The sequence below is a fragment of the Streptomyces sp. FIT100 genome (assembly GCF_024584805.1).
GTDB lineage: Bacteria > Actinomycetota > Actinomycetes > Streptomycetales > Streptomycetaceae > Streptomyces.
In genome coordinates, this window is sequence record NZ_CP075715.1 from 5,130,186 (window position 1) to 5,146,058 (window position 15,873).

The window sequence follows — 15,873 nt, forward strand, 5'->3', positions numbered from 1 at the left end:
AGGCGGAGCAAGAGGACGGTGCACGATGCTCGATCTGACCGTTCGCGGGCTGTGGGGTCCGCGCGAGGAGGACGTCGACCAGCTCGCCTCCCGGTTGTCCGCGCTGCTCGGGCGGCTGGCGGAGCTGGCGCCCGAGGTCTTCTCGGGATGGCGGGGGACGGACTCCGACGCGGCGTCGCTCGCCTCGTTCATCGAGGCGGCCGACACACAGGACGACGACGACCGGGTCAACTGGATCGCGATCCTGGAGGCGGAGCAGGAGGGCATGCCCAAGGCCACCGTCACCATGCGGGCCGGCGGCACCTCGCCCTGGGTGCCGCTCAGCCTGAACGTCCAGCTGAAGTCCCGGACCCTCGAAGAAGCGGCGGTCCCGGTCGCCGCCCGGCTGCCCGAGGTGCTGCTCGCCGTGGCGGACACCTGGGACGCGGACTGGGGGGACGTGCACGACGACGATCTGTTCTTCGAGGTGGAGGACGCGTTCGACCTCGCGGGCACGGACCCGCGGGCCGGCCGTGCGGTGCTCCTCTCCGCACGCCGGGCGGCCCAGGTGCCCGAGGAACTGCCGGGGCGCCGGCTGCCCACGGCGCACGGCGGCCTCGTCATCGCCTTCGGCGGCCCGGAGGGGCAGGCGCCGGACGCCGCGTCGGTGATCGCGGCCACCGAGACCCTGCGGAAGGCGGGGGCCCTCGAACCGCTGCCCCGCCCGGCGGACCGGGCCACCTGGTGAGCGCGCACCTCGTCGCCGTGGACGCCCTCCTGGCCCGGCCGTTCGGGCAGTCGTGGGAGCACGACGTGCGCTGGCGCAAGAGCGGCGACGACTTCTACGTCCTCCCGCTCCACGTGAGCCGCGACTTCCGCGACCCCGGCGACGACCCGGACGTGATGCGCAGGACCGACGCCGAGCTGACGGGCGAACTCGACCGGCTCAGCGAGGCGCTCGACCGCCGCTGGGGCGCCCACCGGCCGCGGTCCATGTACGACGTCTACGTCGCGTACACGAACGGGGAACCGCTGCCCCCGCTGCTGCGGGCGCTCGCGTCCTCGGGGTTCTTCGGGGACCTGCGGGTGTGGCGCACCGGCGACGGGCGATGGCTGGTCGCGGGCGTCGGACAGGAGGACGAGGAGGAGCCCATGGTGCTCTTCGCGGGACTGACCGGTTCGGCCGAGGGGTTCGATGCCGAGGGGTTCGAAGCCGAGGGCCGCACGGGCTGACGGATCCGTTCCGCTGCCCTCGCCGTCGTACTGCCGGGTCCGCGCCGGCGCCCTCCGCCGCCTCGACGCCGCGTCTCGATCGCGAGCTACGTCTCGATCGCGAGCGGCACGCCCGGCCGCAGACCCCAGCGCTCCATCGCTCCCGCCTCCGCCTCCAGCACATGGCGGGCGCGCAGCCGCAGCATGCCCAGTCGGCCCGGCCTCATGGTGCGGACGTCGATGACGCGCAACGCCTTGTCCAGATAGGCGACATCGATGGCGAAGCGCATCCGGAAGGTGTGCACGCTGTTGCACGGGGTCAGCATGATCGCACCGTCGATCCCGTCCCGGCCGAGCAGTCCGCGCGTCCGCGAGCGGTACGAGGCCGCTATCACCAGCTCGACGGCCATCCCGTCGCCGTCGCCCTCGCCGTCGCCGTCGCCCGGGACCCTCAACACACCCTTGCCGTCACGCCAGATGCCCATGGGCGTAGACCGTAGCGGTCACCGTCCGGCTCTGGGCCCTGGACTGCGGAGAGTGGGCCCCAGGGCCCATGACCGGGGCGGGCGAGGGGCCTAGGGTCGGGCGCGTGGAGTACGGGTACGCGTACGACGTCGCGCTCATCGTCATCGCCGCCGCCTGGGGGGCCGGGGCGGGCGCCCTCGTGCCGCGCGCCGCGTACCGGCTGTCCGTCGAGCCGGACGAGGCATGGCGGCACGCGTGCCCGGCCGGGCACCCGATCACCGGGCCCGCATGTGGCTGGCTGGGTGCGGCGCGGTGCGCGAGCTGCACGGTGTCGGCCCCGGCCGCGACAGCCGCCGCCGGACAGCCCGCCGCCGGACAGGCATCCGGCGCACCGGATTCCGGCGGACCGGACCCCGTCGGACCGGACCCTCTCGGACCGGCATCCGCGGGAGAGGCCCCCGCCGGAGCGGCCGTGCAGGACCCCGCCGAGGGCATGGCCCCTGTGCCATACCGGCCGTCCCTGCTCGTCCCCGCCGTCACCGGGCTCGTCTGCGCCGCCCTCGCCGCGGCCGCCGGGCCGCGGCCCGAAGCCGCCGTATGGGTGCTGCTCGCGCCCGTCGCCGTCCTGCTCGCGCTCGTCGACCGCAACGTCCACCGGCTGCCGGACCAGCTGACGCTGCCGCTCGCCGCAGCGGCCGCCGTACTGCTCGGCGGTGCCGCGCTGGTGCCGGGGGCCGCCGGGTCCTGGCCGGCCGCGCTGCTGGGCGGGCTGGCGCTCGGGGGCGCGTACTTCGTGCTCTTCCTCATCAACCCCAACGGCATGGGCTTCGGCGATGTGAAGCTCGCGGTCCCGCTCGGTGTCGTGCTCGGCTGGTACGGCTGGGGGGTGCTCTTCGCGGGCGCCTTCGCCGGCTTTCTGCTCGGAGCGGCGTACGGGCTGGGGCTGGTGCTGCTGCGCAGGGCCGGGCGCAAGTCGGCGATCCCGTTCGGGCCGTTCATGATCTCGGGTGCACTGCTCGGGCTGCTGCTGGGGGCGCTGGCGGCCTAGGGAGTGTCTTCACAGTGGCGTCGTCCGCCCGGAGGGCGGGCCCGGCGGCGTCTGGTGCGTGCGATCGCAAGGCGGAGGAGGGAGTCCATGCGGTGGGGGCACCTCCCGTGCCCGAAGGGCCACGGGGGCCATAGGCGACCGACGACAACGCGGCGTGGGGGCACCTCCCGTGCCCGAAGGGCTACGGGGGTGGGGGCACCTCCCAGGCGCGAGCTCTGGGGGAGCGTGCCAGGCGTCGCCGGGCAGACGGGACTTTGAAGACACGACCTAGACACGACCGAGCCGTCGGGGAACGGGGGCCGGGGAGCGCCACGTGGGGGAGATCCCCGGGCAGGTGGGCAGCAGCGCCGCATCCGCCCTCTAACATGCGGGCGTATGCGGACATTTTCTGACAATGCGGCGGTCGTCGATGCGCATACACAGACGAAGGCACGGACGAAGACGCAAGCTCCGGACCCGCCCGCCGCTCTCCGCACCTTCCTGCCCTGGGGCTGGGCGGGGGTCCTGTTCCTCCTGTACGCGACCGTCGCCGTACGCCGTCACCAGCTCCTGCGCACCACCGGGTACGACCTCGGCATCTTCGAACAGGCCGTACGCGCCTACGCACAACTGCGCGCCCCCGTCGTCCCCTTGCGAGGAGAGGGCTTCAACCTCCTCGGCGACCACTTCCATCCCCTGATCGCCGTCCTCGCCCCCTTCTACCGGCTCTGGCCGTCCCCGGTCTGCCTGCTCGTCGCCCAGGCGGCGCTGCTCGCCGTCGCCGTCGTACCGCTCGCCCGCTGGGCCGCCCGCGTCCTCGGGCGGCGCGCCGCGCATGTCGTCGCCTTCGGGTACGGCGCAAGCTGGGGCATCGCCTCGGCCGCGGCCTTCGACTTCCACGAGGTCGCGCTCGCCGTGCCGCTGCTCGCCTTCGCGCTCGAAGCGCTCGGCCGCGGGCGGTGGCGGCGGGCGGTGGCCTGGGGAGCGCCGCTGCTGCTGGTCAAGGAGGACCTCGGGCTGACGCTCGCGGCGCTCGGCGCGTACGTGGCGTGGAAGGGCCCACGGAGGCTCGGGATCGCGACCGCCGTGGCCGGCGTCGCCGGCAGCCTGATCGAGATCAAGCTGCTGCTTCCGGCGTTCAACCCGGGAGGCGGCTACGCGCACGGCGGCAATCTCGCCGACGCGCACGGCTCGCTCCTCGCCGACCTCGCCTTCATGCCGCTCGACGCCCTCCGGCCCGACGTCAAGGCGATGACCCTCGTCCTCGTCTTCGCGCCGAGCGCGCTCATCGCCCTGAGGTCGCCGCTCGCGCTGCTCGCCGTACCGACGCTGGCCTGGCGGATGCTGTCGGAGAACAGCTTCCACTGGGGCACCGCCTTCCACTACAGCGCCGTCCTGATGCCGATCGTCTTCGCGGGCCTCATCGACGCGCTCGGCCGCCACCGCGACGAGGCCGCCACCGCGCCCGGCACCGTCGCCACCCCCGGCAGTACTGGCACCCCCACCGAGCCGGGTACCCCCACCGCGCCCGGCACTGGCGCCCCGACGCCCGCCCACGCCGCCGCGGCCGACGCGCCCGCCGCCGACGTGCGGACCGCGGACCCGTCGGCCGGCCGGAGGCCGGGACCCCGGCCCCCGGCCCTGCGGCGCTGGGCCGCCCGGGCCCAGGGCGCCCGTGGACCGGCGGCCCGCCATGTCCGGGCCTCGCTCGCCACCGTCTTCGCCGTGACCGTCGTCATGCTGCCGTCCTTCCCGCTGGCCCAGCTCGCCCAGCGCGCCACCTGGCACACGACACGCCACATCGAGGCCGCCCACGCCCTGCTGCGGCAGATCCCGGACGGCGCGACCGTGGCCGCCTCGAACCGGCTCGCACCCCAGCTCACGTCGCGCTGCCAGGTGGTGATCTTCCCGACCTGGCCGGTGGAGGGGCGGCTCTACGAGTACGACAGGAAGCGGCTGCCCCGCCCCACGGCGGAGTGGATCATCCATGACCGCCGGGCCCCGGAGGCATGGCCGTACCGGACCGGCCACTGGCCCTACCCGCCCGAGCAGCAGCTGGCGGAGCTGGAGGAGGCGCAGCGTTCGTACGGCTACGAGGTCGTCGCCGAGCGCGACGGCGTCACGCTCCTGCACCGCACCGCCGCCGGGACGGGAGTACGGTCGAAAAGGTAAGTGTCGGGCCGGTCCGAGGAGTTGGCGACTGTGGCGCAGGGTAAGACCTCCTACACCTGCGGCCTCGACGCGGCGGTCGACGTCGTCGGCGGCAAGTGGAAGCCGATGATCCTCTGGGCGCTGCACGAGGGCACCCACCGCTTCGGCGAGCTGCGGCGGCAGGTGTCCGGAGTGAGCGAGAAGATGCTGATCCAGCAGCTCCGCGAGCTGGAGGCGGACGGGATCGTGCACCGCGAGGTGTACCGGGAGGTGCCGCCCCGGGTCGAGTACTCGCTGACCGAGCCGGGCCGCGCCCTGAACGCGGCGCTGCTGCCGCTGGGCCGGTGGGGCGACGACTACATGGACCGGATCCTGGCCCACAAGGCGCGGGCCGCCTGCGAGCCCGCCGGGGCGTCAACCCGATGACCGGTGGACCGGGTCGCCCGTGGGGATTAGTCACCCGCACGGACCTGTACTGCTCCGTCTACGCCGGAGGCGGTATTTCCGGGGCTTTTCCGCCTCCGTACCGCAGTCCGGTGAATTCGGAGAGTAGTTGTGGCCTGTCGTGGCACGCAGCATCACTTACGAAGGGTTATGGTGGAAACCCCCCCCTCGGGCCGGTCCGTATCCCCCCCACGGACCGGCCCGTTTTCTGTTCCCGGGGCGGACTCAGCCGCGGGCGGCCCAGATGTTCGTCCCCGCCGTGTCCACCGCGAAGGTGTCGATCTCCTTCAGGTCCTCCTCGGAGAGCGGCGCTCCGGAGAGCGCGGCGACGTTCTCCTCCAGCTGCCGCACACTGCTCGCGCCGATCAGCGCGGAGGTCATCCGCTCGTCGCGCAGCACCCAGTTCAGCGCGAGCTGGGCCAGCGACTGGCCACGGCGCTGCGCGATCCCGTTCAGCCCGTTCAGCCGTTGGAGCACGTCGTCGGAGAGCAGGTTCGGGTCGAGGGACTTGCCCTGCGTCGCCCGTGAGCCCTCCGGGATGCCGGTCAGGTACTTGTTCGTGAGCAGACCCTGGGCGAGCGGCGCGAAGGAGATGCAGCCCATGCCGGCCGCCTCCAGGGTGTCGAGGAGCGCGTCCTCCTCGGTCCATCGGTTGATCATCGAGTAGGACGGCTGGTGGATGAGGGCCGGAACGCCCATTTCCTTCAGCAGCCGGGCCGCCTCGGCGGTCTGCTCCGCGTTGTAGGAGGACACGCCCACGTAGAGCGCCTTGCCCTGCTGGACGGCGGACGCGAGCGCGCCCATCGTCTCCTCCAGCGGGGTGTGCGGGTCGAAGCGGTGCGAGTAGAAGATGTCGACGTAGTCGAGGCCCATGCGCTTCAGGGACGCGTCGAGCGAGGACGTCAGGTACTTGCGCGAGCCCCACTCGCCGTAGGGGCCGGGGTGCATCAGGTAACCCGCCTTGGTGGAGACGATCAGCTCGTCCCGGTACGCCGTGAAGTCCTGGGCGAAGATCTTCCCGAAGTTCACCTCGGCCGAGCCGGGGGGCGGGCCGTAGTTGTTCGCCAGGTCGAAGTGGGTGACGCCCAGGTCGAAGGCGCGGCGCAGGATCGCGCGCTGCGAGTCCAGGGCGCGGTCGTCGCCGAAGTTGTGCCAGAGGCCCAGGGAGATCGCGGGGAGCCTGAGCCCGCTGCGGCCGGTGCGGCGGTATTCCATGGAGTCGTAGCGGCTGTCGGCGGCGCGGTAGTACAGGGAATCGTTCACGCTTCCCTGCTTATCACGGACTTGTGACAGACCGGGTTGGGTGGCCGTGGCCGGTCCGCAGTAGTGTGACGGCTCCGGGGGGCATGGTCTGGCGTGTGCCCGGACGGAACCGAGAGGGTGGACACAGTGAACTTGCGCGACCTGGTGTACGGGCTCTACGCACGCCGGGTGGAGGGCCGCCTGGACCACGCCCAGGTGCCCAAGCACATCGGCGTCATCCTGGACGGCAACCGCCGCTGGGCGAAGGCGTCCGGCGGCACGACCGAGCAGGGTCACAAGGCGGGTGCCAACAAGATCCATGAGCTCCTCGGCTGGTGTGCCGAGACCGACGTCGAGGTCGTCACGCTCTGGATGCTGTCCACCGACAATCTGGACCGGCCCGAGGAGGAGCTCGTCCCGCTCCTCGGCATCATCGAGGACGCGGTGCGCGGACTGGCGGCGGACGGCCGCTGGCGGGTCCACCACGTCGGCACGCTCGACCTGCTGCCCGCCAGGACGCAGTCCGTCCTGAAGGAGGCCGAGCAGACGACGGACGGAGTCGACGGGATACTCGTCAACGTCGCCGTCGGCTACGGAGGCCGGCAGGAGATCGCGGACGCGGTCCGCTCGCTGCTGACCGAGCACGCGTCCAAGGGGACGACCTTCGAGGAGCTCGCCGAGATCGTCGACACGGACCTGATCGCCTCGCACCTCTACACCCGGGGCCAGCCCGATCCCGATCTGGTCATCCGCACCAGCGGCGAGCAGCGGCTGTCGGGCTTCATGCTCTGGCAGAGCGCCCATTCGGAGTACTACTTCTGCGAGGTTTTCTGGCCGGCCCTCCGCAAGGTCGACTTCCTCCGCGCGCTGCGCGACTACGCGGCCCGGCACCGGCGCTACGGCGCCTGACGGGGCGCGGCCCGGCCGCTCCCCTGACCACCCGCCCGGGCGTGGTCATCGCCTGTTCATCGACGCGTCGTCATATGCCATGGCATGGCCGCGCTTGTTCGAGGGAATATCCCTTCCAGGTCGACATCCGGACAACCAGTCCGGATGCCGTTCTACAGCGAGTGGCACCGAGCCGCTCGCCCGGGAGGCCCTTTGCGCCAGGACGACCGTGCGGTCAGCACGGAAGGATCGGAGGGCCGGTGCCCGGCCCGTGCAACGCGGCCGGAGACCGGTCCCACTGCCCGCGACGCCGTCGCACCCCGATCTCAGCCGAGGGGGTACGTCCTTCCGTGGTGAACAGCACAAAGCGCCGCATGCCCGACAGGCGCACCTACGTTCTCGACACCAGCGTCCTGCTGGCCGACCCGAACGCCTTGTCACGCTTCGACGAGCACGAAGTCGTGCTCCCGATCGTCGTGGTCACGGAGCTGGAGGCCAAAAGGCACCATCCGGAGCTCGGTTACTTCGCCCGGCAGGCGCTGCGCCTGCTGGACGACTACCGGGTCCGGTTCGGCCGGCTGGACGCCCCCATCCCCATGGGCGACCTCGGCGGCACGCTGCGGGTCGAGCTCAACCACTCGGACCCGGGCGTCCTCCCCGCCGGCTACCGGCTGGGGGACAACGACTCACGGATTCTCGCGGTCGCCCGCAACCTCCAGGCCGAGGGGTACGACGTCACCGTCGTCTCCAAGGACCTCCCCCTCCGCATCAAGGCGTCGTCCGTCGGCCTCCTCGCCGAGGAGTACCGTGCGGAGCTCGCCATCACGGACTCCGGTTGGACCGGAATGTCCGAACTGGCGCTCTCCGCCGAGCAGGTGGACATCCTCTATGAAGAGGAGACGCTGTACGTCCCGGAGGCCGCCGAGTTCCCCGTCCACACCGGACTGGTGCTCCAGTCCGAGCGCGGCAAGGCGCTCGGCCGCATCACCGCCGAGGGCAACGTGCGCCTCGTCCGGGGCGACCGCGAGGCTTTCGGCATCCGCGGCCGCAGCGCCGAGCAGCGCATCGCCCTCGATCTGCTGCTCGACCCGGACGTCGGGATCGTCTCGATGGGCGGCCGGGCCGGAACCGGCAAGTCCGCGCTGGCGCTCTGCGCGGGCCTGGAGGCGGTCCTGGAGCGCCGCCAGCACCAGAAGGTGATGGTCTTCCGGCCGCTGTACGCGGTCGGCGGGCAGGAGCTCGGCTATCTGCCGGGCACCGAGGCCGAGAAGATGAGCCCGTGGGCCCAGGCCGTCTTCGACACGCTCTCCGCCGTCGCCGGCCGCGAGGTCATCGAGGAGGTCCTCGGCCGCGGCATGCTGGAAGTCCTGCCGCTCACCCATATCCGAGGGCGGTCGCTGCACGACGCGTTCGTCATCGTCGACGAGGCCCAGTCCCTGGAGCGGAACGTCCTCCTGACCGTTCTGTCCCGTATCGGGGCCAATTCCCGGGTTGTTCTGACCCATGATGTGGCGCAAAGGGATAATTTGCGGGTCGGCCGGTACGACGGAGTCGTCGCCGTCGTCGAGAAGTTGAAGGGCCATCCACTGTTCGCCCATGTGACGCTCACGCGTTCCGAGCGTTCGCAGATCGCCGCCCTCGTGACCGAAATGCTGGAGGACGGACCGATCTGATACGGCTTGGCCTGTAGGAAAGTTGGCGCCGCCCGGCGAAGCCCAGGAGCTTAGCCGGGCGGCGTCGTGCCGTGCGGGGGTTTCCGTAAAACCCCTGGCCCAAACGGCATGTGAGCTTTCCCACGCAACGAGGAATTGCCTTGCGCCGTCGCCGTCCGGCAGAGTCTTGCTTCCGTCAGGCCCCGCATACGGCACACACGCATCTCCAGGGATGTGGCTCCACACAACTCAACAGCCGCCGCCGTATGCCGCCCGAGCACCACGCGGCGCTCCTCGCAAGGGAGTTGCCCACCGGGCCCGTGCCCCCCGTGACCTAGCAAGTTGGGGTGCCAGTGCCAGGGGCACGATTGCGCCCGCGAGGTCACCCGTGCGGGCGATGCTGGAAGGAAATCGTGTGAGCCGGATCTCGGTCCGGGGATTCGCGGTGGCGTCCGCCACTGCGGTCACCACTGTCGGCGCTGTCGTGGGCGTGGCTTCGGGCACCCCGCAGCCCTCGAACGACTTCGAGGCGGCTGCCGCCGACGCGACGCTCCTCGCAGACATCCCCGTCGGACAGCAGGCCCAGGTTCAGGTCGCGTCGCTGACGCAGCAGGCCGACGCACAGGCCGCTGCCGCGGACGCGGCTGCGAAGAAGTCCGCCGAGGAGGCGGCCCGTATCCAGGCCGCCAAGGACGCCAAGGCGAAGAAGCAGGCCGCCGAGGAAGCCGCCGAGCGCGCTGCCGAGGAAGAGGCCGAGCGTGCCAGCCGCGAGGCCGCCCGCGATGCCTCCAGCTTCGCGACCCAGTCGTCCTACAGCGTCGCCGAGGTTCAGGCGATCGCCCGGCAGATGATCCCGGGCGACCAGTTCCAGTGCTTCAGCAACATCGTGGACCACGAGTCCAGCTGGAACTACCAGGCGTCGAACCCGTCGTCCGGTGCCTACGGTCTCGTCCAGGCCCTCCCGGGCTCCAAGATGGCCTCCGCGGGTGCCGACTGGCAGACCAACCCCGCCACCCAGATAAAGTGGGGCCTCAACTACATGAACGACCGCTACGGCAGCCCCTGCGGTGCCTGGTCGTTCTGGCAGGCCAACCACTGGTACTAGGCCGCCGCCGGGCCCGCACCGGGCCCACCCGCCAGATCCGCCGATCCGGCGCTCAACGTCGCGGAGCCCCTCGCCGTCCTACGGTGAGGGGCTTCGTGCGTGTACGGTCGGGGCGGACCCGGGGGGAGAGGAAAAGCGACATGTCGAAAACGCCAGGGTGGCTCGGCCGGCTGGGTGCCGGTCTGTCCCGGATCGGGGCACGGTGGGAGGAACGCCGTGCCGAGGCCGCGCGCAACGGCAACCACTACGGGAACGGCAACGGAACCGGCTACGGCAACGGAACCGACTACGGGAACGGAACCGGCTACGGCGAGGCCGAGGGTGAGCACGGAGCCGCCCAGCCGCCCGACCGCGTGCCGCCGCCACCCGCCTACGCGCCCGCCGTCCCGTCCAGGCCCGACCCGGTCGCGGCCATTCCCTGGGGCATGAGGGTCGCGGCCGAGGCCGGCTGGAGGCTGCTCGTCCTCGCCGGCACCCTCTGGGTGCTGATGCGCGTCATCAGCGCCGTTCAGCTGGTCGTGCTCGCCTTCGTCGCCGCACTGCTCATCACCGCGCTGCTCCAGCCCACGGTGGCCCGCCTCAGGAGGCTCGGACTGCCCCGCGGGTTCGCCACCGCCGTCACCGCGATCCTCGGCTTCGTCATCATGGGACTGGTCGGCTGGTTCGTGGTGTGGCAGGTGCTGGACAACCTGGACAACCTCGCCGACCGGGTCAAGGACGGCATCGACGAGCTGAAACGCTGGCTGCTCAACAGCCCGTTCCACGTGACCGAGCAGCAGATCAACGACATCGCGCAGAACCTCCAGGACACCATCGGCACCAACACCCAGGAGATCACCTCCGCCGGACTCCAGGGCGTGGGCGTGATGGTCGAGATCCTCACCGGGATACTGCTCGCGATGTTCTCGACCCTCTTCCTGCTCTACGACGGGAAGCGGATCTGGCAGTGGACGCTGAAGCTCGTCCCCGCCCAGGCCCGGCCCGGTGTAGCGGGGGCGGGGCCGCGCGCCTGGCGGACCCTGACCGCGTATGTGCGGGGCACGGTGATCGTGGCCCTCATCGACGCCATCTTCATCGGGCTCGGCATCTACTTCCTCGACGTCCCGCTGGCCGTGCCGCTCGCCGTCTTCATCTTCCTCTTCGCCTTCATCCCCCTGGTCGGCGCCGTGGTCTCCGGGGCCCTCGCGGTCGTGGTCGCGCTCGTCACGCAAGGCGTGTTCACCGCGCTGATGGTGCTGGCCGTGGTCCTGGCCGTGCAGCAGATCGAGGGCCACGTCCTCCAGCCGTTCATCCTCGGCCGCGCGGTGCGGGTCCATCCGCTCGCCGTCGTCCTCGCGGTCGCCGCGGGCGGTCTGACGGCCGGTATCGGCGGCGCGGTGGTGGCGGTGCCGCTGGTGGCGGTGACCAACACGGTCGTCGGCTATCTCCGCGCGTACGGGCAGGGCCGCGTGAGCCGCATCGGGCCGGCGCCGCACGGGGCGACGGTGATCGACGTGGCGCCTACTCCACCGCCGGTTGCTCCGGGGAAGGGTCAGGAGTAGCGGCCGCCCGGGGCTTGCGCTCGCCTGCTCGCAGAAGCTCGGTGACATCAAGGGTGACCTTGGCGCCGATCGAGTCCGGCAGGGTGACCTGGTGGCCCCGGGCGTGGAGCGTGTGGTTCTCGTACTTGGCCTCGCCGGGCAGGGGGTCCGTCAGCAGGTGGATCCGGTCGTTCCTGCGGTCGACGATCACGTAGACCGGGATGGCTGCGTCCGCGTACGCGGCGACCTTGTTCTTGAGGTCGCTGTTGTAGTTGCTGGACGTGACTTCCAGAACGAGGCGGAAGCAGGCCGGGTCGTAGCAGTTGTTCTCGATGAGATGGTCGTCGAAATCGGCGTCCACCACGACGAGGTCGGGGATCGCGTAGTCCTCGGGCCCTGTAGGCAGCCACAGCCCGATGGCCTGGAGGACTTCGGTCTCCGCGTCGTCCAGGCCGGCCGTGATGAAGGGGCGCATGAGCTTGGTCAGTGCCCGGGCGTGAGGGCCGTCCGCAGGTGGGGCCACGGTGATAACGCCTCCGATGATCTCGACGCGGTAGCCGGGGTGCTGCTCCATCAGCTCGTTGGCTGTTTCGAGCAGGGTCGGCGGCTCGTCGTCGCAAGGGTCGTAAGGCGTGTGCTCGACTGCTGCGGCGGACATGGCGCCTCCTGATGGCTGGTGTCGAGAGCATCATCGTATGCCGGTCCGCCGCTGCCCGTCCGGTCCGCAACCCTGCGCTCGAACGAGTGAACGCTGAACGCTCGCGGTCGGTTTGATGACATCCGGGCACTACCGACCGGTAACCGGACGGTCGGATGCCTAGCGTCCGCCCCATGACACACATACGCACAGCAGCCGGGCTCACCCTCGCGCTGCTGTTCCTCGTGCTGGGCATCGGCGCCCAGCCCGCGTTCGCGCACGTCTCGCGCGAGCACGCCGAACTCGTGGTCGCGACCGGTGACGACGTCACCAGCGGCCGGCTCATCGTGCACCACGACGTGGTCACCCCCGAGCAGGCCGGGGCCTGGGCGGCCGGGCTGCTCGGGGCCGGGTGCCCGGTGACCGGTTCGGGCGTGCCCGGCGACAACGGCGGAGTGCCCGGCGGCGTCGTCGTCGAGCTGGCCTGGAGCTGCCACGTCGACGCGCTCGACCTCGGCCCGCTCATGGACAAGGGCGGACTGACCCAGGTCGTCGTCGAGTTCGACGGCACGGCGGCCGACGCCACCGCGGCCACCCCGCTCGTCGACGCCGACGGCGTCCACGCGCCGCCGGCGTTCCCCTGGACCACCGTTCTCGCCGTGGCGCTCGGCACGGCGGCGGCCGCCGCACTGCTGATCGCGGCCCGCCGCCTGCGCCGCTCCACGCGGCGGTTCCAGGCCGCGGCCGCGGGCGCCCTCGCCCTGTCCTTCCTCGCACCCCAGGCAGCCGTGGCCGACGAGGCCACCGAGCCCGCCGCCACCGCCACCGTCGAGGGCACCGTCTTCAAGGACGCCAACGGCAATGGAAAGCGGGACCGCGGCGAGCGGCCCATGCCCGGCGTCGACGTCACCGACGGCGCCGCGTGGACCACGACCGGCCCGGACGGCTCCTACCGGCTGGCGATCGACCCGACGCGGCGCGAGACCGACCTCGTCAGCATCGTCTCGCCCGACGGCTACACGCCCGCCCTGCGCAAGGACTGGGTCCCGCAGTTCTTCCGCAAGGTCTCCGAAACCGGCGGCACGGGCGTCGACTTCGCGCTCGTCCCCGACCGCAACGCCGCCGACCCCACCGAGAAGTGGGTCATGAACTCCGACCCCGAGGTCGGCAACCGCACCGACGACGAGGCCCGCCGCATCCTGCCCCAGTGGACCGGCCAGGTCCGGGCGATGTCCGAGGTCGACGGCGCGACGATGCAGATCGCCACCGGCGACCTCACCGTCACGGACTACGCGGCCGAGCCGCGCCGCCAGGGCGGCTACGACCTGTTCAGCAAGGGCCTGGAGGAGGGCCGCCTCGGCCACCCCTTCTACCCGGTGATGGGCAACCACGACTTCGGCGGCACGGCGGCCTCCCAGGGCTACGCCGGCAGCATGGAGTACTACCGCCGCAACCTCGGCCCCGAGTGGTACAGCTTCGACCGCAACGGCCGCCACATCGTCGTCCTGGAGGACAACTACGACGCCGGCGGGCTGAAGCCGCAGCTGGAGTGGCTCCGCCAGGACCTCGCCCGGCACGCCGTCGGCAAGCAGGTCTTCGTCTTCGCGCACCGCTCGCTGTTCACCCAGTGGGGTCCGGGCGCGGGTATGCAGCCCACCATCGACGAACTCGCCAAGTACGACGTCCGGATGGTCGCCGCCGGCCACAACCAGCAGGCGGAGTTCCGCCGTGGCGCCTTCCAGCGGTCCGTCGAGATCAACAACCAGGGCACGTACGGCATCGACGGCGCCCGCCCCGACTACAAGGTCCTCGACTTCGGCGGCATCACCGACGATCCGCGCACGCACCGCAACGAGGACACCGGCCATGTGACCGGCATCCACCGGCAGTTCGACATCGACGACGACGCGGCACTGGTGAGCCCGGCGGACGGCAGCGTGCACGGCCGCAGGGCCGGCGTGCCCGTCGAGGTCTACGCGGAGGACGACGGCCGTACGCCTGCCAAGGCGACCCTGACCGTCCGCGACAGCCGCGGACACGTCGTGGAGCGCGAGGACGTCCGCTTCGGTAAGGGCGCCGCCAGGCCCGGCATCGAGAACTGCTACACCCCGCCCGGCGGCAAGCCCGAGCCCTGCCCCGAGCCGCGCGGCGCTTGGACCCGGGCGAGCGGCACCCTGGACGGGCTGCGGCCCGGCACGTACACCGCCGAATCGGTCGCGTACGACACCCGGGGCGTGAAGTTCCCGGTCGTCAGGAACACCTTCCGGGTCGTGGACGACTCCGCGCTCGGCAGGCCGAGGACCGGTCAGGACTGGCTGCGGCAGGGCGGCGACGAGGCCGGCAGGTCCGCGAGCGGCGACGAGCCCGGCGCGCTGCTCGACCTCAAGTGGGCCCGCCACACCGGCGAGCAGTTCAACCTCAACGGCTCGGTGGTCGCGGACGGAAAGCTCATCGTCTCCTCGCGCGCCTTCGACTCGCCGTACAGCATGATGCTCGCCTACGACATCGCCTCCGGGCGTGAGCTGTGGCGTACGTACCTGGACGGCGACGCCGAGTCGGCGCCGACGCTCCACGGCGGCAAGGTCTATCTGACGACCGGCGTCGGCCGGATCTACGCCCTGGACGCGGCCACCGGCCGTATCGCCTGGCAGTCGATCGACCGCGAGGAGACCCACGGGGACACCGTGCGCCGCTACGGACGTGCGGGCGGACCGGTCAGCGTCTTCTCATTGACCGGGGGCGACCGGAAGGTCGCCGTCTACCAGGATGCGTACACGGTCCGCTGTCGCGACGCCGAGACCGGCGGGATGCTGCCCGGCGGCTTCGGGGCGTCCTTCTCGTGGGGCCAGGCGCACAGCACGGCCGTGCGCGAGCCCGGCTCCAACACCGCGTACCTGCACTCCATGTCGAGCAACACCGTCATCGCCATGGACCTCGCGACCTGCACCCAGCTGTGGGTGAAGGACACCGCGGGCGACATCGACAGCCACTCGTCCCCGGCGCTCACCGACCCGGCCACGGGCCAGGCACCGCAGCTGGTGACGCACACGGCGTACGGCACCCGCGGTCACGACCCCAAGACGGGCACCGTGGTCTGGGAGTCCAAGCTCGGCGGCGGCAGCACCTGCGAGCCGGGGCGCGCCCCGCTCACCGGCCCGGCCGTGTGGGGCACCACCGCCTATGTCGCGGGCCGTGACGGTGTCGTACGCGCCTACGACACGGCGTCCGCCGACCCGTCGAAGCCGGTGTGGGAGACCAAGGCCGGATACCTTGCGGGCGAGAGCCCGTTGGACGACAAGTGGCGGGCCGCAGCGGGCTGTTCGGTCGGGGACGGTTCCCCGACGATGCACCCGCTGGTGACGAAGGACCGGGTGTACGTCGGGACCTGGGACGGCCGGCTGCTCGTCCTGGACCGGGCGACCGGCAGGCAGACCGCCGCGTACAACCTCGGCGCGGGGGTGGCCTCGGCCCTCTCCGTCAGCGGTGACTGGGTCTTCGCCCTCACGGACGACGGCACGGTCCACGCGCTGGCCGCGCGCCGGAAGTAGAGG

General features: G+C 71.7%; 13 protein-coding genes. 10 read left to right on the forward strand and 3 right to left on the reverse strand.

Annotation, left to right across the window (positions count from 1 at the left end):
• The first annotated feature begins 25 nt into the window (after positions 1–25).
• Together KK483_RS23230 and KK483_RS23235 are read left to right on the forward strand one after the other, a co-directional pair.
• Positions 26–727: a hypothetical protein gene (locus KK483_RS23230; protein ID WP_262007151.1), complete on the forward strand. Its 702-nt coding sequence runs from the start codon at positions 26–28 to the stop codon at positions 725–727.
• Positions 724–1,212 carry a hypothetical protein gene (locus KK483_RS23235; protein ID WP_262007152.1) on the forward strand — a complete coding sequence of 163 codons (489 nt, stop codon included), beginning with the start codon at positions 724–726 and terminating at the stop codon, positions 1,210–1,212. Before KK483_RS23230 ends, KK483_RS23235 begins: the two co-directional genes overlap by 4 nt.
• Before the next feature lie 86 nt (positions 1,213–1,298).
• On the opposite strand, the gene KK483_RS23240 is transcribed toward KK483_RS23235, so the two are convergent.
• Positions 1,299–1,676, reverse strand: coding sequence for a DUF192 domain-containing protein (locus KK483_RS23240; protein ID WP_262007153.1), 378 nt, complete (start codon positions 1,674–1,676; stop codon positions 1,299–1,301).
• 104 nt (positions 1,677–1,780) lie between these two features.
• Between KK483_RS23240 and KK483_RS23245 the strand changes: the two genes are divergently transcribed.
• From KK483_RS23245 to KK483_RS23255, 3 genes are all read left to right on the forward strand, one after another.
• Positions 1,781–2,704 carry an A24 family peptidase gene (locus KK483_RS23245; protein WP_262007154.1) on the forward strand — a complete coding sequence of 308 codons (924 nt, stop codon included), beginning with the start codon at positions 1,781–1,783 and terminating at the stop codon, positions 2,702–2,704.
• Between the two features lie 375 nt (positions 2,705–3,079).
• Positions 3,080–4,855 (forward strand): DUF2079 domain-containing protein, encoded by a 1,776-nt coding sequence (locus KK483_RS23250; protein ID WP_262007155.1) that lies wholly within the window; start codon positions 3,080–3,082, stop codon positions 4,853–4,855.
• A gap of 30 nt (positions 4,856–4,885) precedes the next feature.
• The gene (locus tag KK483_RS23255) at positions 4,886–5,260 is read left to right on the forward strand and encodes a helix-turn-helix domain-containing protein (RefSeq protein ID WP_262007157.1); all 375 of its coding nucleotides are present in this window, start codon (positions 4,886–4,888) and stop codon (positions 5,258–5,260) included.
• A 243-nt stretch (positions 5,261–5,503) separates the two neighbouring features.
• On the opposite strand, the gene mgrA is transcribed toward KK483_RS23255, so the two are convergent.
• Positions 5,504–6,541, reverse strand: coding sequence for an L-glyceraldehyde 3-phosphate reductase (mgrA, locus tag KK483_RS23260; RefSeq protein ID WP_262007159.1), 1,038 nt, complete (start codon positions 6,539–6,541; stop codon positions 5,504–5,506).
• A gap of 126 nt (positions 6,542–6,667) precedes the next feature.
• Here mgrA and KK483_RS23265 point away from each other — a divergent pair, with 126 nt between their 5' ends.
• From KK483_RS23265 to KK483_RS23280, 4 genes are all read left to right on the forward strand, one after another.
• Positions 6,668–7,429, forward strand: coding sequence for an isoprenyl transferase (locus tag KK483_RS23265; RefSeq protein ID WP_262009655.1), 762 nt, complete (start codon positions 6,668–6,670; stop codon positions 7,427–7,429).
• Between the two features lie 329 nt (positions 7,430–7,758).
• On the forward strand, positions 7,759–9,081 hold the full coding sequence (locus tag KK483_RS23270) for a PhoH family protein (RefSeq protein ID WP_242329589.1): 1,323 nt from the start codon (positions 7,759–7,761) through the stop codon (positions 9,079–9,081).
• 394 nt (positions 9,082–9,475) lie between these two features.
• Positions 9,476–10,165, forward strand: a complete 690-nt coding sequence (locus KK483_RS23275) for a lytic transglycosylase domain-containing protein (RefSeq protein WP_262007160.1) — start codon at positions 9,476–9,478, stop codon at positions 10,163–10,165.
• A gap of 140 nt (positions 10,166–10,305) precedes the next feature.
• Positions 10,306–11,706 (forward strand): AI-2E family transporter, encoded by a 1,401-nt coding sequence (locus KK483_RS23280; RefSeq protein ID WP_262007161.1) that lies wholly within the window; start codon positions 10,306–10,308, stop codon positions 11,704–11,706.
• On the opposite strand, the gene KK483_RS23285 is transcribed toward KK483_RS23280, so the two are convergent.
• The gene (locus tag KK483_RS23285; protein WP_262007162.1) at positions 11,666–12,343 is read right to left on the reverse strand and encodes a Uma2 family endonuclease; all 678 of its coding nucleotides are present in this window, start codon (positions 12,341–12,343) and stop codon (positions 11,666–11,668) included. The two genes, KK483_RS23280 and KK483_RS23285, sit on opposite strands and share 41 nt — an antisense overlap.
• A gap of 173 nt (positions 12,344–12,516) precedes the next feature.
• Between KK483_RS23285 and KK483_RS23290 the strand changes: the two genes are divergently transcribed.
• Positions 12,517–15,870, forward strand: a complete 3,354-nt coding sequence (locus tag KK483_RS23290; RefSeq protein WP_262007163.1) for a PQQ-binding-like beta-propeller repeat protein — start codon at positions 12,517–12,519, stop codon at positions 15,868–15,870.
• Positions 15,871–15,873: the final 3 nt, after the last annotated feature.